Source organism: Bosea vaviloviae (assembly GCF_001741865.1).
Classification (GTDB): Bacteria; Pseudomonadota; Alphaproteobacteria; order Rhizobiales; family Beijerinckiaceae; genus Allobosea; species Allobosea vaviloviae.
Map to the genome: position 1 here is coordinate 1,907,561 of NZ_CP017147.1, position 21,598 is coordinate 1,929,158.

General features: G+C 65.9%; 20 protein-coding genes. 16 read left to right on the forward strand and 4 right to left on the reverse strand.

The window, feature by feature from the left end:
- Positions 1 to 5: 5 nt before the first annotated feature.
- Positions 6 to 641 carry a DUF2239 family protein gene (locus tag BHK69_RS08915; RefSeq protein WP_069689784.1) on the reverse strand — a complete coding sequence of 212 codons (636 nt, stop codon included), beginning with the start codon at positions 639 to 641 and terminating at the stop codon, positions 6 to 8.
- Positions 642 to 748: 107 nt separating this feature from the next.
- On the opposite strand from BHK69_RS08915, the gene BHK69_RS08920 reads away from it, so the two are divergent.
- Positions 749 to 1,081 (forward strand): GIY-YIG nuclease family protein, encoded by a 333-nt coding sequence (locus tag BHK69_RS08920; protein ID WP_069689785.1) that lies wholly within the window; start codon positions 749 to 751, stop codon positions 1,079 to 1,081.
- On the opposite strand, the gene BHK69_RS08925 is transcribed toward BHK69_RS08920, so the two are convergent.
- Positions 1,078 to 1,557 (reverse strand): Lrp/AsnC family transcriptional regulator, encoded by a 480-nt coding sequence (locus BHK69_RS08925; protein WP_069689786.1) that lies wholly within the window; start codon positions 1,555 to 1,557, stop codon positions 1,078 to 1,080. The two genes, BHK69_RS08920 and BHK69_RS08925, sit on opposite strands and share 4 nt — an antisense overlap.
- Positions 1,558 to 1,692: 135 nt before the next feature.
- Here BHK69_RS08925 and BHK69_RS08930 point away from each other — a divergent pair, with 135 nt between their 5' ends.
- The 14 genes from BHK69_RS08930 (at position 1,693) to BHK69_RS08995 (ending at position 18,690) form a co-directional block, all read left to right on the forward strand.
- Positions 1,693 to 2,907, forward strand: coding sequence for a diaminopropionate ammonia-lyase (locus BHK69_RS08930; RefSeq protein WP_069689787.1), 1,215 nt, complete (start codon positions 1,693 to 1,695; stop codon positions 2,905 to 2,907).
- Positions 2,908 to 2,918: 11 nt separating this feature from the next.
- Positions 2,919 to 3,548, forward strand: a complete 630-nt coding sequence (locus tag BHK69_RS08935) for a glutathione S-transferase family protein (protein WP_069693500.1) — start codon at positions 2,919 to 2,921, stop codon at positions 3,546 to 3,548.
- Positions 3,545 to 4,708, forward strand: a complete 1,164-nt coding sequence (locus BHK69_RS08940; RefSeq protein WP_069689788.1) for a M20 aminoacylase family protein — start codon at positions 3,545 to 3,547, stop codon at positions 4,706 to 4,708. Before BHK69_RS08935 ends, BHK69_RS08940 begins: the two co-directional genes overlap by 4 nt.
- Before the next feature lie 149 nt (positions 4,709 to 4,857).
- The gene (locus BHK69_RS08945) at positions 4,858 to 6,366 is read left to right on the forward strand and encodes an argininosuccinate lyase (RefSeq protein ID WP_069689789.1); all 1,509 of its coding nucleotides are present in this window, start codon (positions 4,858 to 4,860) and stop codon (positions 6,364 to 6,366) included.
- Between the two features lie 765 nt (positions 6,367 to 7,131).
- The gene (locus BHK69_RS08950) at positions 7,132 to 8,064 is read left to right on the forward strand and encodes a dihydrodipicolinate synthase family protein (RefSeq protein ID WP_069689790.1); all 933 of its coding nucleotides are present in this window, start codon (positions 7,132 to 7,134) and stop codon (positions 8,062 to 8,064) included.
- Positions 8,061 to 9,230, forward strand: coding sequence for a mandelate racemase/muconate lactonizing enzyme family protein (locus tag BHK69_RS08955; RefSeq protein WP_069689791.1), 1,170 nt, complete (start codon positions 8,061 to 8,063; stop codon positions 9,228 to 9,230). The genes BHK69_RS08950 and BHK69_RS08955 overlap by 4 nt, the downstream gene beginning before the upstream one ends.
- Positions 9,231 to 9,418: 188 nt before the next feature.
- The gene (locus BHK69_RS08960; RefSeq protein WP_244548446.1) at positions 9,419 to 10,681 is read left to right on the forward strand and encodes an ABC transporter substrate-binding protein; all 1,263 of its coding nucleotides are present in this window, start codon (positions 9,419 to 9,421) and stop codon (positions 10,679 to 10,681) included.
- Positions 10,682 to 10,933: 252 nt separating this feature from the next.
- A complete protein-coding gene (locus BHK69_RS08965; protein ID WP_069689792.1) occupies positions 10,934 to 11,839 on the forward strand; it encodes a carbohydrate ABC transporter permease in 906 nt (301 codons plus the stop codon).
- A 10-nt stretch (positions 11,840 to 11,849) separates the two neighbouring features.
- Positions 11,850 to 12,680, forward strand: a complete 831-nt coding sequence (locus BHK69_RS08970) for a carbohydrate ABC transporter permease (protein WP_069689793.1) — start codon at positions 11,850 to 11,852, stop codon at positions 12,678 to 12,680.
- Positions 12,681 to 12,695: 15 nt separating this feature from the next.
- Complete coding sequence (locus BHK69_RS08975) at positions 12,696 to 13,823, forward strand: ABC transporter ATP-binding protein (protein WP_069689794.1); 1,128 nt, start codon at positions 12,696 to 12,698, stop codon at positions 13,821 to 13,823.
- On the forward strand, positions 13,820 to 14,812 hold the full coding sequence (locus BHK69_RS08980) for an NAD-dependent epimerase/dehydratase family protein (RefSeq protein WP_069689795.1): 993 nt from the start codon (positions 13,820 to 13,822) through the stop codon (positions 14,810 to 14,812). The genes BHK69_RS08975 and BHK69_RS08980 overlap by 4 nt, the downstream gene beginning before the upstream one ends.
- Positions 14,752 to 16,500 carry an SMP-30/gluconolactonase/LRE family protein gene (locus BHK69_RS08985; RefSeq protein WP_083269212.1) on the forward strand — a complete coding sequence of 583 codons (1,749 nt, stop codon included), beginning with the start codon at positions 14,752 to 14,754 and terminating at the stop codon, positions 16,498 to 16,500. Before BHK69_RS08980 ends, BHK69_RS08985 begins: the two co-directional genes overlap by 61 nt.
- Complete coding sequence (locus BHK69_RS08990) at positions 16,497 to 17,261, forward strand: SDR family NAD(P)-dependent oxidoreductase (protein ID WP_069689796.1); 765 nt, start codon at positions 16,497 to 16,499, stop codon at positions 17,259 to 17,261. The genes BHK69_RS08985 and BHK69_RS08990 overlap by 4 nt, the downstream gene beginning before the upstream one ends.
- 4 nt (positions 17,262 to 17,265) lie before the next feature.
- On the forward strand, positions 17,266 to 18,690 hold the full coding sequence (locus BHK69_RS08995; RefSeq protein ID WP_158516177.1) for an FAD-binding oxidoreductase: 1,425 nt from the start codon (positions 17,266 to 17,268) through the stop codon (positions 18,688 to 18,690).
- A 140-nt stretch (positions 18,691 to 18,830) separates the two neighbouring features.
- Here the strand turns inward: BHK69_RS08995 and BHK69_RS09000 are convergent, their stop codons facing one another.
- Entirely contained in the window at positions 18,831 to 19,046 is a 216-nt protein-coding gene (locus BHK69_RS09000) for a hypothetical protein (RefSeq protein WP_069689798.1), read from the reverse strand.
- The gene (locus BHK69_RS09005) at positions 19,033 to 20,232 is read right to left on the reverse strand and encodes a GNAT family N-acetyltransferase (protein WP_069689799.1); all 1,200 of its coding nucleotides are present in this window, start codon (positions 20,230 to 20,232) and stop codon (positions 19,033 to 19,035) included. The genes BHK69_RS09000 and BHK69_RS09005 overlap by 14 nt, the downstream gene beginning before the upstream one ends.
- 271 nt (positions 20,233 to 20,503) lie before the next feature.
- On the opposite strand from BHK69_RS09005, the gene BHK69_RS09010 reads away from it, so the two are divergent.
- Positions 20,504 to 21,541, forward strand: a complete 1,038-nt coding sequence (locus BHK69_RS09010; protein ID WP_083269213.1) for a LysR family transcriptional regulator — start codon at positions 20,504 to 20,506, stop codon at positions 21,539 to 21,541.
- Positions 21,542 to 21,598: the final 57 nt, after the last annotated feature.

The window sequence follows — 21,598 nt, forward strand, 5'->3', positions numbered from 1 at the left end:
TTTCCTTAGATTTCGGTCGACGGGACGTGATCACCCCAGGCCAGGCGCAGCGTGTGGCCGCAGATGTCCTCGGGCCAGGCCGCCATTTGCGCTTCCATGCGAGGCCGGTCGTCGGCAAACAATGCGCGCGTCGCCTCCTCGAAGCCGGCGAGGTTGCCGGCCGTCGCCGATATGAAACGATAGGCCGCCTCCCGCGCCACCCGTCGTTGCTGGCTCGCACCGCCGGCGCGCCGGGCTTGCTCGACCAGACGTCGCAAGGTCGCTGAAGCACCGCCTTGCTGCGCGGCGAGCCAGTCCCAGTGCCGGGGCAGCAAGGTCACCTCGCGAGCGATCACGCCAAGCTTCGGGCGGCCCTTGCCGCGCGGTCCGGCCGCCGTCTCCCCCTCCGTCTGCAGTGGCTGGGTCCGCGGTGGGGCCAGTCGCGCGGCGAGCGCGGGCAAGCGCGCGATCACGTCGGCCTCGGTGCCGCGGAGATCGAAATCGATGGCCTGTCCCGAGGCATCGTCGAAGACGAGCAGGGGCTCGCGCGTGCCGCCATCGACCGCCGCCTTCACCGCGCGGGCGACCTCGCTCAGGGAGCCCGAGGCCAGCCGTCGGGTCCCTTCGAAGGCGGTACAGAATGGGACGAATGGATCGGACATGGCGGAGCCTCTACGTTTCCCCGCTTTATATCCGGGTGAAAATATTCTATGTCAATATCACCCGGGTGATATTGAACGCGGGTCTTTGACCGATTAAGGAGAGCGGCATGCGCGCCGAGGACAGGAAGGCGGCCGTTTCCGCTTACAAGGAACGCAAGATGATCAGCGGCGTCTATCTGATCCGCTGCGCTGTGTCGGGAGAGGCCTGGATCGGCGCATGCGCCGAGCTGAGCACCATCCAGAACCGGATCTGGTTCACGCTGCGCTTCGGGAACCACCCGAACAAAACCTTGCAGCGGGCTTGGGCCGAGCACGGAGCCGAGGCGTTCTCCTTCGAGCCGCTCGAGCAGATGGAGGAGGACGATCCCTATATCCGGACTGCGCGGCTCAAGGAGCGGGCCGCGCATTGGTGCGAGCGGCACAAGGCGGGGCGGCTCTAAGCCACGGGGACGGCAAGGCCCGCCTTGACGCGGTCCATGGCGACGAAGGTGCGAAATTTGCGGATATTGGCGTTGTTGAAGAAGAGCCGGCGCGTCAGCGCCTCATAAGCCGTCATGCTTGGCACCAGCACGACGAGCATGAAGTCGACGTCGCCCGTCACATAATAGCATTGCTGCACCTCGGGCGCGGCCAGGAAGCTGCGCTTGGCTGCGTCGATGTCCCCCGCGGTTTCGCTGACGAGCTCGACCTCGACGAAGATCGTGATGGGATGGCCAAGCGCGGCGGGATCGACGATCGCGACATTGGCCTGGATCACGCCGGCCTGCTCCATCCGCCGGATCCGGCGCTGCACGGCCGGCGCCGACAGGTTCACGCGCTCGCCGATGACCCGCTGCGGGGTGGTGTTGTCCTGCTGCAGGATCGCGAGAATGGCCCGGTCGAAGGCATCAAGCGGATGGGTCGGACTCTCGGGCACGGCTATCTCACGAAACAAACTTGCGACGAAATAAGACTTGCGACGAAACAAACTTGCATTGAGGCCCCTCGATTGCAGCGCCTTTTTCGTGCTGCTTGCAATATTCCTTCGAGACCGCATTCAAGCGAGGTCGCGATGTTCCTGCTCAACCAGCATGCCGATTACCGCAGCGGGCTTGCTCCCGTCGATGCCGAGACGCTCGGCGGCGCGGGAGCCGACGCGATCGGGCGCCATCTCGCTGAGCGCAGCGACCACGCGGTGACGCCGCTCCATGGTTTGCCGGGGCTTGCGGCCGAGTTGGGCATCGGCGCCTTGCATGTGAAGGACGAGGGCCATCGTCTCGGACTCGGCAGCTTCAAGGCGCTGGGCGGAGGCTATGCCGTGATCAGGCTGGTGCTGGAGGCCGCCGAACTGCGGCTTGGCCGGAAGCTGGGTGACGCTGCGTTCCGGGAGCCCGAGATTCGCGCTGTCGCCGCGGAGATGACCTTCGCCTGCGCCACGGACGGCAATCACGGCCGCTCGGTCGCGCAGGGTGCGCAACTCGCCGGGGCGAAGGCGGTGATCGTCGTCCACGCCGGCGTCAGCGAGGAGCGGATCGCGGCGATCGCCCGCTTCGGTGCGCAGATCCTGCGCGTCGCCGGAACCTATGACGATTCCGTCGTCGAGGCTGCCCGGATCGCCGGCGAAAAGGGTTGGATTGTCGTCTCCGACACCTCCTGGGGCGGTTATGAGCGCATCCCCGGCCTTGTCATGCAGGGCTACACCGCGCTCGTGCGCGAAGCCTTGAACCAGCTTCCTTCCAGGCCGACCCAGATCTGCAGGCCGACGCATGTCTTCGTCCAGGCCGGCGTCGGCGGAATCGCGGCGGCGGTGGCCGCGCATCTGGCGCTCGTGCTGGGCGAGGCGCGGCCGGTCTTCACCGTGGTCGACCCCGCCCGCGCCGCCTGCATCGTCGAGGCCGCCCGCGCCGGTCGGCCGGTCAAGGTGGCCCATGGCGAGCCCACGGTGATGGCGATGCTGGAGTGCTACGAGCCGTCCCCCATCGCCTGGCGCGTGCTGTCGCGGGTCGCGGACGGCTTCATGACGGTCGAGGATGCGGATGCGGTCACGGCAATGAACCGCCTGGCTCGCCCCGTGGCGGGGGATCCCGCGATCGTTGCCGGCGAGAGCGGTTGCGCCGGCCTGGCCGGGCTGATGCGTGCAGCAGCTGACCCGGACATCCGGCAGGCGCTGGGTCTCGACACCTCCTCGCGCGTGCTGGTGATCAACACCGAGGGCGCGACCGATCCTGAACGCTATGCCGAACTCGTCGGGCTGACACCGGCCGAGGTCGCGGGCAGGGCGGCGTGATGTCCGACAGCCTGACGCTGCTCTACCAGAGCCATTCCCCCTATGCCCGCAAGGTGCTGGTCAGTGCCCATGAGCTCGGGCTCGCCGACCGCATCGCTGTCGTCCACCACGAGACCAGCCCGACCAACCGCAACGATGCCGTCTTCGCGGCCAATCCCCTTGGAAAAGTGCCGGTTCTGCTGACGCCGGATGCCGGCGCGCTCTTCGATTCGGTCGTCATCTGCGACTATCTCGACCGGCTCGGCGGCACAGGCCGGCTGATCCCGCGCGAGGGGCCGGCGCGCTATGAGGCGCTGCGTTTGCAGGCCTTGGCCCAGGGCCTTTGCGATGCGGGCATCGCGCTGCGCTGGGAGACGGTGCGGCGTCCGGAAGCCCTGCGCTATCCGCCCTTGGCGCAGGGACAGGCGATGAAGCTGCTCGAAGCCTATGAGCATCTGGAAACGCAAGTCGAGTTCGGGGCGCCGATCACCATCGGCCAGATCGCACTGGCAACGGCGCTGGCCTGGCTCGAATTCCGCGACCTGCCAGGGTTCCGCAAATGCGCGCCGCGGCTCACCGCCTGGTATGACGATTTCAGCCAGCGGCCCTCGATGCGCGCCACGCCCTATGACGGCGAAACACAGGATGGAGGATCGCAATGACGACGCTCGATCATGACGCGCTGGTTGCCGAGATGACCGCCTGGCGGCGCGATCTCCATGCCCATCCCGAGCACGGCTTTGAGGAGACACGCACCGCCGCCTTCGTCGCGGCCAAGCTGCGCGAGTTCGGCCTGAGCGAGGTCGCGGAAGGCATTGGCGGGACCGGCGTCGTCGGCACGCTGACATGCGGCACGGGCAACCGGGCGATCGCGCTGCGAGCCGACATGGACGCGCTGCGCATCACCGAGCAGGGCGACCATGCCCATCGCTCCCGGACGCCGGGCGTCATGCATGCTTGCGGACATGACGGCCACACCGCGATGCTGCTCGGCGCCGCGAAAATGCTGGCGGAGCAAGGCGGCTTCGACGGCACGGTGCGCTTCGTCTTCCAGCCGGCGGAGGAATGGGGCAGGGGCGCGCTCGCCATGCTCGCCGACGGGTTGCTGGAACGGTTCCCCTTCGAGGAGATCTTCGGGCTGCACAACATGCCCGGCCTCGCCATCGGGCAGTTCCAGACCAGGGCAGGGCCGATCATGTCGGCCGAGGATAATTTCGAGATCGCGCTCAAAGGCGTCGGCGGCCATGCGGCGCGTCCGCAGATGGGCAATGAGGTGCTCGTCGCCGCCTGCGCGCTCGTCACCAATCTCCAGACCATCGTCTCGCGCCGCCTGAGCCCGACCGATATCGGCGTCGTCTCCGTCACCGAATTGCTGACCGACGGCACCCGCAACGCCCTGCCGGGTCTCGCCCGCATCCTTGGCGATGCGCGCAGCTTCCGGCCGGAGATCAGCGCCAGGATCGAAGAACAGATGGGCATCATCGCCCAGGGCACCGCGCTGACTTACAACGTCACAGCCGAAATGACCTATACCCGCGAGTTCGTGCCGTTGCTGAACGACGAGGCCCTGGTCGAGGAAGCGTTCACTGCCGCGCGCGAGGTCTTTGGCAATGCGGCGGTCGCGACGGCGCGCGAGCCGATGACCGGATCGGAGGATTTCGCCCGCTTCCTGGAGCATGTGCCGGGTTGCTTCGCCTTCGTCGGCAATGGCGAAGCGTCGTCCCCGCTGCACAACCCGACCTACGACTTCAACGATGAGGGCCTGATCTTCGGCGCGCGCTTCCATGCCGCGATCGCACGTCAGCGCCTGCCCGCCGCGTAAGCTTTACGCCCGGCAGGCCGAACTCTCTGGCGAACTCTCTTTGGCGCATTCGCCAGAGGCTGTAGCTTTCACTCGCAACCGCGCCCTGGCCGCGCGGCAGGTGTGGGATGCGCGGCCCGGGTGCGACAGCTCTAGGGAGGACAAGAACCATGCTCGGGACAAGAACGGCCTTTGCGGCGCTGCTGGCTGTTGCTTGCGCGGCTCCGGCCAACGCGCAATCGGCGCCGAAGCGCGACGAATTCTACTGGCTGGGCGAGATCAACAAGGCGAGCGCCGTCATCAACACGGATGAGGGGCTGCTCGACCCCGCACTCGCGCCACGGATCGCGGCAGGCCTCGACAGCATGCTCAAGGCGGCGGAGAAGCCCGGCGCCAAGCGGCCGACGCTGGTCATCACTTTCGAGCCGCTGCTGATCGAAGCCGCCGGCGTCGAGGCGACCCTGTTGCATGCCGGCCGCTCGAGCCAGGACATGCTTGCTACCGTGCGTGCGGCGATCATGCGCGATGAATTGCTGCGACTGGACGAGCGACTGCGCAAGGTCACGGCGACCATGGTCGCGCTCGCCGAGAAGCACGTCGGCACCATCGTGCCGAACTACACCAATGGCGTCGCCGCCCAGCCCAACAGCTATGGCCACTATTTGCTGGGCCATGTCGCGGGGCTCGATCGCGATGCGCAGCGCCTGCGCGAGGCTTTCGCCCGGCTCGATCGTTCACCGATGGGCACGACCGTGCTGAACGGCACCAGCTGGCCGCTGAACCGGAACCGCATGGCAAGCTATCTCGGTTTCGCAGAGACGGTCGACAATGCCTATGACGCGGCCCAGATCGCTGCGGCCGAACTGCCGGTCGAGGTCGGCGCGCTCGCCACCAGCATCGCGTTGCATGCCGGCGCCTTCATCGAGGACGTCATGACCCAGTATGCGCAGCCGCGCCCCTGGATCCTTTTGGCGGAAGGCGACGGCAATACCTATGTCTCGAGCGCCATGCCGCAGAAGCGCAATCCTGGCCTGCTCAACAGCACGCGCAGCCAGGCCTCGAGCGTGATCACTGCGGGCATCGGGCGCGTCATCCAGGCCCATAACATTCCGCCCGGCATGAGCGACGTGAAGAGCGTGCGCGACAATGCGGCGGTGATCACCGGCACGATTGCGATGCTCGACGGATGGGACCGGATTCTGAACGGGCTGGTCATCGATCCCGCCCGGGCGCTCGAAGAGCTCAACAGCGACTGGACGGCCTCCCAGGAGGTCGCCGATGTGCTGATGCGCAAATACAAGCTGCCTTTCCGCGTCGGCCACCACTTCGCCTCCGAAGTCGTCGACTACGCCAAGGCGAACAACATCCGGCCCACGGATTTCCCCTATGCGGAAGCCCAGCGGATCTACAAGGCCACGTTGAAGGAGATGAACGTGACGGGTTCGGAGCTGCCGCTGGGCGAGGCGGAGTTTCGCGCCACGCTCGATCCGGTCGCCATTATCCGCAACCGCACCACTGCCGGCGGACCGCAGCCGGCCGAGATGGCGCGCATGCTCGCTTTAGCCAAGCAGAAGCTGGCGCAGCAGGAGCAATGGACCAAGGAGCGGCGCGGCAGGATCGATACCGCGCTTGCCGCGCTCGACCGCGATTTCGGAAAGGTTCTGGAACGCGCCAAATGACGGCGGTGCGTTGCTGATCGTCCGCATCGGGGCCTGATCCTCCGGGTCCCATGAACACCTCGCCGTCATTCTCGGGCGGAGCCCTCGGGTCCGATCTTCGATCGGCCCAAGGATAAACTCCGCGCAGACCCGAGCATCTCCTGCAGGAGATGCTCGGGCTTGTCCCGCGCCTGTCCGGTTCGCCGCGAGCACCCGATTGAAAAGCTCCGTTCATTGAAGGCTTTCCAGCGGGCGGGCGCGAATGAGACAGGCGCGGGGAACCCCTCTCCCGTGTGGGAGAGGGGCAGGGGTGAGGGCAGGCCAGACAACTAGATCGCGCAAGCGGCTCCGCATCGTCTCCTGTGCTTTCAGGATGAAGCCGGCGCTGCGGCTCAGTCTTACCCCAACAATCCGCGGCAGGCCCTCATCCCTGCCCTTCTCCCATCCGGGAGAAGGGTTCCCCGCGCCCTTCATCCGGCGCATGACGGAATGTCACGGTCATGGGGGCGAGCCCAGGTCTGCGGGCCGCCTCGAAATGACGACGCGATTCCGCGCTGGGGCTGCAAGCTCCGGGCAGTTGCCGGCGCCTCCTGCGCGGCCGCTGGCGTTCCACATCGCTCCAAACCTCGAATCGTGACTTCGGCTTCGGTAACCCTCGACGACGCTCCTTGTCGGCGCGCATAGCCGAGGACCGCTGCGACGCGGCTTGACCTGATCGGGGGCGCGAACTACGATCCATATATAATAACAATCGATCCAACATATGGATCAACGGGAGGTTAGGTCGTGTTGCAGGGCATCCTTCCGGTGCTGCCGACGCCATTCACGGCGGAAGGCGGCATCGATGCCGCCGCCATGGCGCGGGTCACCGATTTCGCGCTTGGCGCTGGTGTGGACGGCGTCGTGTTCCCCGGCTTCGCCAGCGAGGTCGACGATCTCACCGCGGCGGAACGGGCGGCCTTGCTGAAGGTCGTGGTCGAGCGCGTCGCCGGCAGGGTCCCGATCGTCGCGGGCGCCAGTGCCGCCAGCGTCGCGGAAGCGGTCGGCCATGCCCGCGAGGCAATGGGTTTCGGCGTCTCGACTGTGATGATCCAGGCGCCCAAGAGCGTCGGTGCCGGCTTCGAGGCTGTGGCTGCCTTCTACAGGGACATCGCCGATGCGGTGCCCGGCCTTGAGATTGTCCTGCAGAATGCGCCGGCGCCGCGCGGCTCGGATCTGAAGCCCGAGACGATCCTCGAGATCGTCCGCGGCAACCCGGCCATCACCTATGTCAAGGAGGAGACGCTGCCCTCGGGGCTGGCGATCTCGGCGCTCATCGCCGGCAAGCCGGAGCATCTCAAGGGCGTGATCGGCGGCGGCGGGGCGCGCTATTTCATCGACGAATATAATCGCGGCGTCTGCGGCGCGATGCCGGCGGTCGAGCTTTCCGATATCCATGTCACGATGGACCGCGCCTTCCGCGTCGGCGAGATTGATCGTGCCCGCGAACTCTATATGCGCACGCTGCCGCTGCTGGTGATCCAGGCGAATTTCCGCATGGCCTTCACCAAGCATGTGCTGTCGCGACGCGGCGTTCTCGACAATCGGGTCGTGCGCGCCAAGGTGCCTGACATGGACGCCCATGACCTCGCCGAGATCGACGCCTGGCTCGATGCGGCGAGCGATCTGATGCAGGCGGCGGCTCCACCCAGCATGCGTGTCGCCGGAGCACGGGGATGAGCGAACGGGTCGCCAAGGTCGAGGTCTTCTCGATCACCATTCCGCGCGACACGCCCTATCTCGGCGCGCTGCGCGAGGGCGAGACCGTCAACGAGCGCGGCTATGTCGTGCGCAAGGGCAACCGCACCGTTTATCCCGTCGTCGACCGCACCGTGGTCGTGCGCGTGGAGACGACGGGCGGCGCGGTCGGCTGGGGCGAGACCTATGGCATCGTCGCGCCCGGCGCCGCGATGGCGATCATCGACGATCTGCTCGGCCCTTTCGTCGTCGGCCGCGATCCGCGCGATGTCTGCGTGATTCATGACGATCTCTACGATCTGATGCGGGTGCGCGGCTATGCCGGCGGCTTCTATTGCGACGCGCTGGCGGCGATCGACATCGCGCTCTGGGACATCTGCGGCAAGCTTGCGAACCTGCCATTGGTCAAGCTGCTGGGCGGGCAGCGGCATGAGCGCCTGCCGGCCTATATCTCCGGCCTGCCCAAGGCGACGCGCGCCGAGCGCGCCGATTTTGCGGCGCAGTGGCAGGCGCAGGGCTTCGACAGCTTCAAATTCGCCGCGCCCGTCGCCGATGACGGTGTCGTCGCGGAGATGGAGACCCTGCGCGCGCGGCTTGGGCCATCAGCGCGCATCGCCTGCGACATGCATTGGGTCCATGGCGGCGAGGAGGCCGTCGCGCTCATCAAGGCGATGGAGCCGCATGGCCTCTGGTTCGCCGAGGCGCCGGTCAAGCCCGAGGACCTCGACGGGCTCAGCCTCGTCGCCTCCCGCGTCGCGACGCCGATTGCGGCGGGCGAGGAGTGGCGCACGGTCTATGACCTCGTGCCGCGCGTGGCGCGCCGCGCCTGCGCGATCATCCAGCCCGAGATGGGGCATAAGGGCATCACCGAGTTCATGCGCATCGGCCTTTATGCCCAGGCGCATCATCTCAAGCTCATTCCGCATGCCACGATCGGCATCGGGCTGTTCCTGGCCGCGAGCCTGCACGCGAGCTCGGCCTTGGCCGCAGTGGAATGCCACGAATACCAGCACTCGATCTTCGAGCCCAATCGCCGCCTGCTCGTCGGCGACATGGATTGCCGCGAGGGCCTCTACAGCTTGCCGACGGGTGCGGGGCTGGGCGTCGAGCCGTCCAAAGAGGCGCTGGAGCTTCTGCACAAACACTAAGAACAAAACACGCACTAAAAACAAAACACGACCGGGGAGGTCACGTCATGCCGAGGACCAGAGCGTTTTCAAGCGAAGTGGAAACCGGTTCCCCCGCGACAAACGCGAAGCGTTTGCGCGGAGAAAACGCGTTCAAACGAGGGGCTGGAGCTATTGAACGATCCAATTGGATCGGAAATTGCTCCAGGTTGTTTCTATCTGCTGCCGCGGTCGCCCTGGCGCTGACGGCGGGGTTTGCATCGAGCGCGGTGTTTGCCCAGGGCAAGGTTCTCAAATTCGTTTCCTGGCAGAAGGATGAGCGCGGCGTCGGCGACTGGTGGGGCTCGGTCATCAAGGAGTTCGAGGCGACCCATCCAGGCATCAAGATCGAATGGACCAAGGTCGAGCGCGGCGCCTATGCCGACACGATGACGACGCTGTTCGCCGGCGGCAAGCCGCCCGACATCGTCCATCTCGCCTCCTTCGAGTTTCAGAAATTCGCGGATAACGGCTGGCTGGAGCCGCTCGACGGCTACATCAAGGACGCCAAGCTCGACATGAAGGGCTGGGCCGGCCAGGACACCTGCGTCTTCAACAAGCAGACCGTCTGCACGATGATGCTCTATTTCGGCTATTTCCTCGCCTATAACGAGGAGATGCTCAGGAAGGAGGGGCTGGCGGTCCCGAAAAATTACGCCGAGTTCCTGGCGGCCGCGCGCAAGCTGACCAAGGATCTGAACGGCGACGGCATCATCGACCAGTTCGGCACCGGCCACGAGACCAAGGGCGGCGGCGGCCAGTATATGAGCGAGATGATGAACTACACGCTCGATGCCGGCGGGCGCTGGACCAATGACGCCGGCAAGGTGACGATCGACACGCCGCAGATGGTCGAGGGGCTCTCCCGCTGGAAGACCATCGTCAAGGACAGCCTGACGCCACGTGATCTCGCCGCCGGCGAGGTCCGCCAGATGTTCGCCGACGGCAAGATCGCCTTGAAGACGGACGGCCCCTGGCTCTGGCCGATCATTCAGAAGGGCAAGGCCAAGGACCAGATCAAGCTCGCCATGTCGCCGTTCAGCCCGCCTGTCGGCGGTTCCTCGAACGTGCTCGGCATCGCCAGCGACATCCCGAAGGACAACAAGAAGCTGGTCTGGGATTTCATCCAGATCGCGACCTCCGACAAGTTCCAGAGCAGCTATGCGACGCTGGGCGCCTCGCCGCCGCCGAGCCCGCGCGCCGACGTCTCGGCCGCATCCAAGGAGACGCCGCATTTCGACCTGCTGGTGCAAGCGACCAAAGCCGCCGCCGACGCCAAGATCGACCGCATCCCCAAGGGCCTGGAGCTCGTCTTCAACGAGTTCGCCAAGATGGTCTTGGAGGAATCGCAGCGCATGATCATCCAGGATCTCGATCCGAAAATCGTGGCCGCGACCATGCAGCGGAAGGCCGAGGCGCTGCAGAAGCAGTGAGCGTCGGGGGGAACCCCTCTCCCGCATCGAAGTCGGGTCTACCCGACTTCGACACTCCAAGTGCTGAACTCGGGCAGGCCCGAGTTCAGTGAGAGGGGCAGGGGTGAGGGTGTGCCGCTGATAAGTGAAGTGATACGGCGCCGCTGAGGCCTTTACCGGTGAGGGCAGGCCCTCATCCCTGCCCTTCTCCCACACGGGAGAAGGGTTCCCCGCGCCCGTACCGGGAACGACAGAGAAGCGAGACAATCGACCATGCCCAGAGCCGCGTTCCTGGATCTCGCGCGTCCGAGCCGCCGGCACTGGCTCGGCTATCTCCTGCTCGCGCCGGCGGTGCTGCTGATCGGGTTGATCATCGTCTACCCGCTCTTCGTCTCGGTCGATCTGTCGTTCCAGAACGTCAACATCGCCAGGCTCGACCAGCCGCGCCGGCCCTTCACCACGGCCAATTACGAGCGCCTCTTCGCCTCCGAGGATTTCTGGAACGCCTGCTGGGTCACCTTCAAACTCGTCGTCATAGTCAGCACCGGCTGCTTCCTGCTCGGCATGGCGACCGCGCTCCTCGTCAATAACCGCTTCAAGGGCCAGGCCCTGGCCCGCCTCCTCGTCGCCTTGCCCTGGGCTGTGCCCGAGGTCATCGCCGTCGTGATCTTCGCCTGGCTATTCGATTCCTCCTTTGGCCTGATGAACTGGATCTTCATCAAGCTCGGGCTGGTCGACACCACGATCAACTGGTTCTCCTCGCCCAGCGCCTCCTTCGCCGTCGTCTGCGTCGTCATGATCTGGAAGGGCTATCCCTTCGTCTCGATCATGCTGCTGGCCGGGCTCCAGTCGATCCCGGAGGATTTCTACAACGCTGCCCGCGTCGACGGCGCCAGCGCCTGGCAGCGCCTGCTCAACATCACCATCCCCTCGCTGATGCCGGTGCTCGGCGTCACGCTTGTGCTGGTGATGCTCTGGGTCTTCCGCGATTTCTCGATCATCTACGTGCTGACCGGCGGCGGCCCGCTGAAGGCGACGCAGAGCCTCTCGATCATGACCTATGAGCAGGCCTTCGGCTTCTTCAAGATGGGCTACGCCTCGGCCATCGGCGTCATCACCCTGATCGTCTGCATCATCGCTAGCCGGCTGATGATCGCGCGCGCGCCGGACACGATGTGAGGACGAGGCCATGAAACGAAGCCGCTTCGACAGCCTCCTCCTCTACGCCACGGCGATCCTGACCTGCGCGCTATTGGTCTTCCCGATCTACTGGCTCGTCGTCACCGCGCTCTCCGAGCCCGACCAATTGCGCCAATTGCCGCCGAAATTCTGGCCCGACCAGCCGCGCTGGGGCGTCTTTGCCCAGATCCTGGCGGAGCGGCCGATCCTGCAATGGCTCGGCAATTCGGCGCTGGCCGCGATCGGCGCCGTCACCTTGTCGATGACGGTGTCGGTGCTGGCAGGCTACAGCCTGTCGCGCTTCAAGCTCCGCGGCGGCCAGTCGCTGGGCCTGTTCATCCTGACCGCGAAGATGCTGCCGGCGACGCTGCTGGTCATCCCGCTTTTCGGCATCTTCAGGCAGCTGGAGCTGATCGGCAGCCTGTGGTCGATCATCCTGGCGCATGCGACGCTGATCATCCCCTTCACCACCTGGATGCTGAAGGGCTACTTCGACACGATCCCGCGCGAACTCGAACAGGCCGCCATGGTCGATGGCTGCTCGCCGCTCGGCGCCATGGTCCGGGTGATCCTGCCGGTCTCGGCGCCGGGCCTGGCTGCGACCGCGCTCTACGGCTTCGTGCTGTCCTGGTCGGACTACGCCTATGCGCGCACCTTCCTGACCAACGCCCAGACCAACTGGACCGCCAATCTCGGCATCACCACGATGAAGGGCGAATATGTCAGCAACTGGAGCGACATATCGGCCGCCTCGATCCTCGTCGCCCTGCCGATCCTGCTGATCTACCTCTTCCTCGAACGCTATCTCGTCGGCGGCCTCACGGCCGGCTCGGACAAGTAAGGACCAGGACCGACCATGGCCGGCATACGCATCGAGCACGTCACGAAATCCTATGGCGGGCTCACCGTTCTCAAGGACTTTTCCCTCGATATCGCCGATGGCGAGTTCGTCGTCCTGGTCGGCCCCTCCGGTTGCGGCAAATCGACCATGCTCAAGATCCTCGCCGGGCTCGAGGAGGCCTCCTCCGGCAAGGTCTCGATCGGCGAGCGCGACGTCACCGACCTCGCGCCGGGCGACCGCGACATTGCCATGGTCTTCCAGAACTACGCGCTCTATCCGCATCTGACGGTGCGCAAAAATATGGGCTTCGGCCTGAAGATGCGCGGCACGGAAGCCGGCGAGATCGACCGGCGCGTCACCGAGGCCGCGAAAATCCTCGGCATCGACCATCTGCTCGACCGGCGGCCGCGTGCATTGTCGGGCGGCCAGCGCCAGCGCGTCGCGCTCGGGCGCGCCATCGTGCGCGAGCCGCTCGCCTTCCTGATGGACGAGCCGCTTTCCAATCTCGACGCCAAATTGCGCGTCCATACCCGCGCCGAGATCAGCGCCCTGCACAAGCGCCTGCGCGTCACCACCATCTATGTCACCCATGACCAGACCGAAGCCATGACGATGGCCGACCGCATCGTCATCATGAAGGATGGCGAGATCCAGCAGATCGCCCATCCCGACACGATGTTCCGCGAGCCGGCCAACCTCTTCGTCGCCGGCTTCATCGGCTCGCCGGGGATGAATTTCCTGCAGTCTCCGGTGACTGCGGCCGGGACTGGCGCCCAGGCCCGTCTCTTCGGCCAGGAGGTGCCATTGCCGGTGGCTGACGCCTCGGCTCTCGCGGGCCGGAATGTCGTCCTCGGTCTGCGGCCGGAACATATCTCGGCTGGGCCGGGCCCGGTCAGCTTCGAGGTCCAGCCGCGGCTGATCGAAAGCCTCGGCAGCGAGCAATATGTCTATGTCGACCTGCCGCCGGAAAACCGGGTCGGGCAGGCGCCGCATGCGGCCGCCGAGGAGGATGGCCGTGGCAATGCGCTGATCGCGCGATTGATCAATCCCGATGGCCGGCCGCTCGCCGAGCGCTTGACGCTCTCCTTCGATCCGGCCCGGCTGCACGTCTTCGACGCGGTGACGCAGGAGGCGATCCGGTGACCGCCGCGGCGCGCATCCTCGTCACCGGCAGCGCCGGCCGCGTCGGCTCGAAAGTGGTCCGCCGCCTGCTCGATGCCGGCCGCGCGGTCGCGGGCTTCGATCTGCGCCCGGCCGGAATCGAGCACCCCGCCTATCGCGAAGTGCTCGGCCGCTTCGACGACCGGACCGCAGCCATGGACGCGGTGAGTGACGCTGACGCCATCCTCCATCTCGGTGCCTTCATGTCCTGGCTGCCGACTGACGGCGACAGGCTGTTCCGCGCCAATGTCGAGGGCACGCGCGTGCTGCTGGAGGAGGCCGCGCGCGTAAAATCGCGTCGCCTCGTCTTCGCCAGCTCCGGCGAGGTCTATCCCGAGAACGTCCCGGACTATCTGCCGCTCGACGAAGATCACCCGCTGAAGCCGCGCTCGCCCTATGGTTTGACCAAGCTCCTGGGCGAGGAGCTCGTGCGCTTCTTCGAGCGCACCAGCGATATGCCTGCGACGATCCTGCGCTTTTCGCATACGCAGGATGCGGCCGAATTGCTCGATCCGGAAAGCGTCTTCTCCGGTCCGCGTTTCTTCCTGCATCCAAAAATCCGGCAGCAGGAGGGCTTCGGTAACACGGCCGCAGTCGCCTTGTTGAAGCAGGCCGATGATGGCCGCGAGGCGCTCGTGCTGTCGCGCAACGAGTCGGGCCGCCCCTTCCAGATGCACATCACCGACACCCGCGACATGGTGGACGGCATCCTGCTCGCGCTCGACCATCAGGCGGCGGCCGGCCGGACCTATAATCTCGGCGCGGCCGAGCCCGTCGACTTCGCCGCGGCCTTGCCGGGGATGGCGGAGTTGACGGGGCTTCCCCTGAAGACCATCGACCTGCCGGGCAACGGCGTCTTCTATCGGACGTCGAACGCCAGGATTCGGACTGAACTGGGATATGAACCGCGATGGACGTTCGACCGGATGATCGAAGAGGCGGCACAGGCCTGGGCGAAGCGCCGGTCCTGAAACCGGACGAGCGCGACGTTCCCACCGGCGCAGCCGCCCTCGCCAAGGGCCTCTATCTGCTCGACGTGATCGGGGAGGCGCCTTCGCCGCCGCGTTTCAAGGACCTTCAGGCTGCGACCGGCCTGCCCAAGGGCACGCTCGCGCGCCTGCTCAACACGCTGGTGCTGTTCCGGCTCATCCGCCAGGAGGACAGCGACAACAGCTATCGGCTCGGGCACCGGCTGTTCGAGCTGGCGCACCGTGTCTGGGAATCCTTCGATCTGCGCGGCGCGGCCGCTCCCGTGCTCGAACGCCTCGCCGACGAGACCCGCGAGACGGCAGCGCTCTGCGCGATCGACAATGACGAGGCGCTCTATATCGACCAGCGCAGCCGCGGCGGCGCCTATGGCTTCCGCATCGAGATCGGCCGGCGCGCGCCGCTGCATTGCACGGCCGGCGGCAAGGCCCTGCTCGCCTTCGCCCAGCCGCACGAGCAGCGCGCCATCTTCGACCGGATCAAGCTCGAGCGCTTCACCGACGCCAGCTTCACGCAGGAGGACGCGCTCCTCGCCGATCTCGCTCTGGCGCGGGCGCGCGGCTATGCGGTCTCGCTCGAGGAGCATGTCGCGGGTGTCTCCTCGGTCGCCGCGCCGATCTTCGACCACACCGGCCGTGCGGTCGCGGCGATCGGCGTGTTCGGGCCGAGTTCGCGCCTGACCAGCGAGCGCCTCCACGTCACCGGGCGTGACCTGATGGCTGCCGGCCGGCAGATTTCCGGCAATGTCGGCGCCACGCCGATGAACATCACGCCGAGCACGCGCTCGGGCCGCGCCACCGATCCGCAGGTCGAATGCGTGCTGCCCTGGGGGGCGCATCTGGCGGAAGGCCCGGTCTGGTCGGCGCGGGAGAAGCGGCTCTACTGGGTCGATATCCTCGCCCCCTCGGTCAACCGCTTCGACCCCGCGACGCGGGCCAATGAGGAGGTCATGCTGCCGCGGCTGGTCAGCGCCGTGGTCGAGCGCCGCGGCGGCGGCTTGGCCGCCCTGACGCAGGACGGGCTCGAGGCTTTCGACTTCGCCAGCGGCGCGCTGAGCCCCCTGGTCGATCCGGAGGCCGAGATTCCCGACAACCGTTTCAATGACGGCAAATGCGACCGACGGGGCCGGCTCTGGGCCGGAACGATGCGGCTCGACGCCAGCCGCACCAGCGGCTCGCTTTATGCGATCGCGCCCGATCTCACCTGGGAGCGCCGGGAAAGCGGCCTGACCGTCGCCAACGGCCTCGACTGGAGCCCGGACGGGCGGACCTTCTATTTCGCCGATTCCGCGCCGGGCCGCATCTATGCCTATGATTTCGAGATGGAGACGGGCCGGCTCGCGCGACGCCGCATCTTCGCCGAGATCGATGCCACCATCGGCCGCCCCGATGGGCTTGCCGTCGACAGCGAAGGCTTCGTCTGGTGTGCTGTCTGGGACGGCTGGTGCTTGCACCGCTACGCGCCGAATGGCGCGCTGGCGCGCGAGGTCCGCCTGCCCGTACCGCGCCCGACCAGCATCGCCTTTGGCGGCGGCGATCTGAAGACGCTGTTCATCACCAGCGCCCGCGTCCGCTTGCCGTCGCGCATCCTGGCGGAGGCGCCCTTCTCCGGCGGCCTGTTCACGCTGCCGGTCGATGTTGCCGGCCTGCCGGCCTCGGAATTCGCAGCATGAGCGCGGAGGCGGTCTATCCCGATCTCGCCGGCCGCGCTGCGCTCGTTACCGGCGGGGCCGACGGGATCGGCCGGGCGATCGTCGCGGCGCTTATTCGCCAGAAAGCCAGGGTCGCCTTTCTCGACCTGGATCGCGAGCGCGGCGAAGCCCTGGCGGCGGAGCTGACCGAGGCCGGCGGAACGGTCTCGTTCCAGCCCGTCGATCTGCGCGACATCGCCGCGACGCAAGCCGCGATCACGGTGGCGCGCGAGGTCTGCGGCCCTTTCTCGATCGGCGTCAACAATGCCGGCCATGACGAGCGTCACGCCTTCGAGACCGTGACATCAGACTATTGGGATGATCGTTTCGCAGTGAATCTGCGCCCGATGATGTTCGTCGCCCAGGCGCTTGCTCCCGATATGCGCGCGCTTGGCGGTGGCGCATTGATCAATCTAAGCTCGACCTCGTGGATGAAGGGATCTCCCCACATGATCGCTTACACGACCGCGAAATCAGCCGTGCTCGGCTTCACCCGCTCGCTGGCGCGGGCGCTGGGGTCGGATGGCATCCGGGTCAACTGCGTCACGCCCGGCTGGGTGATGACCGAGCGCCAGCGCACGCGTTGGGTCACGCCGGACAAGTGGGACGCCGCCCAGCAGGCGCAGGCGATCAAGGGCGAGATCCTGCCGGAGGATATCGCGGCGATGGTTCTCTTCCTCGCATCGGACGCCGCGCGCATGTGCACCGGCCAGAACTTCATCGTCGATGCCGGTACGGTCTGACGCGATGTCCCCGCTCGCCGAGCTCGCCGGGAGGCTCGACACGTCCTGTGTGCTGGCCGCGCCCGAGGAGATGGCGCCGTTCCTCACAGACTGGCGCGGCCGCAGGCACGGCCGCGCCCTGGCGGTCCTGCGCCCGCGCTCCGTCGCGGATGTCTCGACGATCCTGCGCTGGGCGACAGTGACGCGCACGCCAATCGTGCCGCAAGGCGGCAACACCGGCCTGTCCGGCGGCGCCACGCCCGATGAGAGCGGCCGTTGCGCCGTGCTCTCGCTGGGCCGCCTCAACCGCATCCGCTCGGTCGACACGGAAGGCGACAGCGTGATCGCGGAGGCAGGCTGCGTGCTGGCGCAGCTTCAGCAGGAGGCGGCAAAGGCCGATCGGCTGTTTCCCCTGAGCCTGGGCAGCGAGGGCTCCTGCCAGGTCGGCGGCATCGTCGCCACCAATGCCGGCGGCATCAATGTGATCCGCTACGGCACGGTGCGCGACCTTGTGCTCGGTCTCGAATATGTGCGCGCCGACGGCGCCGTGATCCACGGCCTGAAGCCGCTGCGCAAGGACAATGCCGGCTATAGGCTGCGCGAACTGCTGATCGGCTCGGAAGGCACTCTGGCCGTCATCACCGCGGCATCGTTCAGGCTCTTCGCCCGACTGAGGGCGAGCGCGACCGCGCTCTGCGGAATCCCGAATCCGACCGCCGCGATCCGGCTGCTGACGATGCTGCGCGAGATTGCCGGCGAGCGAATCTCGAGTTTCGAATTGATGTGCGACGCCGAAATGGGCCTGACGCTCGATCTCCTCGGCGGGGCGGCGCTCCCGTTCCACGACCGCCACCCCTGGTATGTCTTCATCGAGATCGCCGACAGCGCGCCCGATGCCGCCATGGAACAGGTCCTGACGCGCGCGCTGGCGCTCGCTTCCGATGCCGCTGTGCTGAGCGATGCGGTCGTCGCGCAGAGCGGCGCTCAGGCCAAGGCGCTCTGGCATCTGCGTTTCGCCGTCTCGGAAGCCAACAAGCGCGCCGGCCCGGGCGTCTCGCATGACACCAGCGTCGCGACTGCGGATGTTCCCCGCTTCATCGCAGCGGTGCAGGGTGCAGCGGCGGAGCGCTTCCCGACCGCGCAGCCCCTCTTCGTCGGACATGTCGGGGACGGCAACATCCACGTCATTCTGCTGTTCCGGGAGGCTCAGTTCCGGGATGAGGCGATCTTCGCAGGTGTCGCTGCGAGCGTGAATGCCTGTATCTTCGAGATCGTCAGCCAGTTCGGCGGGAGCATCACGGCCGAGCATGGCGTCGGCCGCTCGCTTGTCGGCGCCTTGCGCCGGGCCGCCCAGCCCGAGACGCTCGAACTCATGGCCGGGATCAAGAACGCCTTCGATCCGCTCGGCATCCTGAACCCGGGCGCGGTCCTGGAGCCGGATGATGTCTGATGGGACCACCAAGTGATCTCATCTGAGTGATCCCATCTGAAATCTGAATCCGTCTCTCATCCAAAAGTGAGAGCAGGATGCGCCGCCATCCTGATGCCGTCATGCGAAAACCCGCTGCGGATCCCGCAGCGGGTTTCGCGTCACATCAATCTGGCCGCACGTCCGCTCAGAGAGGCGACCTCGCCTCTCAGGATCATCTTGCTGGCAAGCAGCTCCCCCTTCGCCAGGCCCAACAGGGCGGTTGCAACCGCGCTCACCTTGACGGCCTCCTCGATGAGATATTCGGTCATCCCGATCATCGCATCGATGTCGGCCTCGGAGATCGCTGTCGGCTGCGTGATGTCAGTCGGCGCCATCGTTCACTCCTTGTAGTCGTCCGTAGATCAGAGGTGGCCAGGAGTCCTTCCCGCAGGTTGGGGACTCCCCGTAGAAAGGGTTGACGCAGCCAGGGATATCCTTGTCGGGATAGAGCGTGGTCGGGCTCACACCCGGGATCCATTCGCCGGAGCCGAGGGATTTGTCAGGGAGATCTGGGGTCTCCGCATTGGCTTCCAGCGGGCCGGGACGGTCCCATTGGCCTTCCGGCCGGACGAGCACCGCGGCGCCCGAATCGGGCGTAAGCCGCCAGTCTGACGGCTCGGTGACGAGGTCCATCTCGTAATAGACCTCGTCGGTCAGATAGGAGAGGCCGGCGCCAGGGCGCCGCTTGAAGCCGAAGCGCTCCCAGATCTTCGAGACCGGGAAGGCGGCCTGCCCGTAGAAGCGCCGATAGCCCTTGTCCTGGCCGAAGGCGAGCGCCGCCCGCACGAGATCGAGCGCCAAACCGCCACGGCAGCGCGGCAGCACCGCGAGCCGCTCGATCTTGATGAAGTCGGCCCAGTAGCGCAGCCGGATGCAGCCGGCGGGCTCGTCCCCGACATAGCCGAGCAGATGCGTCGCCGTGTAGTCGTTGCCGTCGACATCCTCGGCATAAGGAATGCTCCGGTCCTCGACATAGGCGGCCCCGCGAATCGCGATGCATTTGAGCAGGTCGTCGGCCGAGTGCACGACGGTGACGGAGGTCTTCTTTGTGCCGGCGTTCAGGCCGGGCATGAAGTTGTCATAGGGCTTGCGGCCGGCGACCGGGTCGGGCAGGGCGCAGCTCATCAGTTGGTAGGATTTCAGCCCGTCATAGGCCGCGCCCATGACGAAGCCCATCTTCTCGAAGAAAGTCTGCGCCTTTGTGTTCGCCGGCTTGCAGAAGATCGGGAGGCCCCGGTTCTTGTCGCTGGTCATGCGCTCCATCACGAGCGAGATACCGCCGCCCTGGCCCTCCGGGAGGTAGATGAACCAGAAGTAGAGCACGGCGGCGCGTTCGCTCGGCCGGCAGATGAACTTCAGATCGGGGTTGGCGGTGTCCAGTGCGCCGGTGAAGAGCGCGCGCGCGCCGGCCTGATTCAGCGGCAGATGCGCTAGGATGCCGATCGGTGTGGCCTTGGGGTCGTCAGACCAGCCGCGCGAGAAAGCCGAAATTGTATCGGGATTATGCTGAAACACGTTCATAACCCGATCGAGCGTTGACAGGCCGGGTATATCGGCGCTTGCCATTCTCATCGAATAGTCGATGATTCTTTTTGTCGGGCTGAACGTCGTGTATCCACGCCCGTATTTCGTGTAGTCGAGCGTGCGGAAATTGCGCTGAGTTTGCGCAATATTAAAGTGCTCCTTCAGCGAATAGTGGAATCCCATGACGCAAATCCTTCTGGGTACGAGAAACTAGGTACGCAACAAGGTTAGGTTAACCTTAATCTCTGGAGTCGGGGATAAGTCGAAAATGAGGCACGTGGTCTCCAAAAGTTCTCACCCCACGGGTGGGAACGAGGTGAATTTCAATTGGGACGACATTCGAATCTTTCTAACGCTCGCGCGGCTTGGCAGCATTCGCGCTGTTGCTGCCGCGACCGGGCACTCCGCGAAGGCGCTCCGCAGCCGAATCATGGACCTCGAAGCGCAGACCGGCGCAGTCCTGTTCCACCGCTCGGCCGCCGGTGTGTCGCTGACCAAGACCGGTGAGCGCCTGATTGCTGCGGCTGAGGAAATCCAGAAGCAGGCCAAGGTCTTCGGCGCGCTCTCGATGCGGGGCAGGCAGGACCTGAAGCCGACGGCGCGCGTCGGCATCACCGAGGGCCTCGGCGCCTTCTGGCTGACGCCGATGTTCGGCAATCTGCGTCGGGCCCATCCCGACATCCAGTTCGATATGAAATGCTCGATGACGGCGCCGAACATCTCGGATCTGGAGGTCGACCTGGCGATCCAGTTGGACAAGCCGACGGATCCCAATCTGATCGTCCGGAGAATCGGCTATCTCCACGTCGTTCTCTATGCCGCACAGAGCTATGTCGACGAATACGGGGCACCGGCCAGCAAGGCTGACATCGCCGACTACCACTTCGTCGAGATCGAGGCTCCGCAGATCAGGAGCGAGAGGGTCGAGGAGGAAATGACCCGCGAGGACAAGCGCCGCTTCGTCAATATGCGGGTCAATATCAGCTCCGCCCAGTTTGTGGCGGCGCTGAGCGGCTGGGGCGTAACGGCCCTGCCGACCTATGCGCCCATCGTCTCGAGCGGGCTCGTCCATGTCGCCAAGGACTTCGTCCTCCGGCGGGACATCTGGCTCGCCTACCACCCGCAGGCGGCTGAGCTGCGCCATATTCGGCAGACGATCGACTGGGTCGTACAGTCCTTCGACGCCTCGCTATATCCCTGGTTCCGCGAGGAATTCGTCAGTCCCACCGAGATAGAACACTACATGGAGCGCAAAAAAATAATGAGCTTCTTCACTCCGGGAGCAGTGGCGAAGCTGGCATCGTAGATTTATCCAGGTTGCCTCTCTAGAATCTGTCTCTCATCTAAAAGTGAGAGCAGGATC

What these genes read in the sequence shown, in the direction of transcription:
- BHK69_RS08965 (WP_069689792.1), top strand. Translation starts at nt 10,934, where the DNA reads ATGCCCAGAGCCGCGTTCCTGGATCTCGCGCGTCCGAGCCGCCGGCAC.
- BHK69_RS08955 (WP_069689791.1), top strand. Translation starts at nt 8,061, where the DNA reads ATGAGCGAACGGGTCGCCAAGGTCGAGGTCTTCTCGATCACCATTCCG.
- BHK69_RS08985 (WP_083269212.1), top strand. Translation starts at nt 14,752, where the DNA reads ATGGACGTTCGACCGGATGATCGAAGAGGCGGCACAGGCCTGGGCGAA.
- BHK69_RS08990 (WP_069689796.1), top strand. Translation starts at nt 16,497, where the DNA reads ATGAGCGCGGAGGCGGTCTATCCCGATCTCGCCGGCCGCGCTGCGCTC.
- BHK69_RS08940 (WP_069689788.1), top strand. Translation starts at nt 3,545, where the DNA reads ATGACGACGCTCGATCATGACGCGCTGGTTGCCGAGATGACCGCCTGG.
- BHK69_RS08915 (WP_069689784.1), bottom strand. Translation starts at nt 641, where the DNA reads ATGTCCGATCCATTCGTCCCATTCTGTACCGCCTTCGAAGGGACCCGA.
- BHK69_RS09005 (WP_069689799.1), bottom strand. Translation starts at nt 20,232, where the DNA reads ATGAACGTGTTTCAGCATAATCCCGATACAATTTCGGCTTTCTCGCGC.
- BHK69_RS09010 (WP_083269213.1), top strand. Translation starts at nt 20,504, where the DNA reads ATGAGGCACGTGGTCTCCAAAAGTTCTCACCCCACGGGTGGGAACGAG.
- BHK69_RS08975 (WP_069689794.1), top strand. Translation starts at nt 12,696, where the DNA reads ATGGCCGGCATACGCATCGAGCACGTCACGAAATCCTATGGCGGGCTC.
- BHK69_RS09000 (WP_069689798.1), bottom strand. Translation starts at nt 19,046, where the DNA reads ATGGCGCCGACTGACATCACGCAGCCGACAGCGATCTCCGAGGCCGAC.
- BHK69_RS08970 (WP_069689793.1), top strand. Translation starts at nt 11,850, where the DNA reads ATGAAACGAAGCCGCTTCGACAGCCTCCTCCTCTACGCCACGGCGATC.
- BHK69_RS08920 (WP_069689785.1), top strand. Translation starts at nt 749, where the DNA reads ATGCGCGCCGAGGACAGGAAGGCGGCCGTTTCCGCTTACAAGGAACGC.
- BHK69_RS08995 (WP_158516177.1), top strand. Translation starts at nt 17,266, where the DNA reads ATGTCCCCGCTCGCCGAGCTCGCCGGGAGGCTCGACACGTCCTGTGTG.
- BHK69_RS08945 (WP_069689789.1), top strand. Translation starts at nt 4,858, where the DNA reads ATGCTCGGGACAAGAACGGCCTTTGCGGCGCTGCTGGCTGTTGCTTGC.
- BHK69_RS08930 (WP_069689787.1), top strand. Translation starts at nt 1,693, where the DNA reads ATGTTCCTGCTCAACCAGCATGCCGATTACCGCAGCGGGCTTGCTCCC.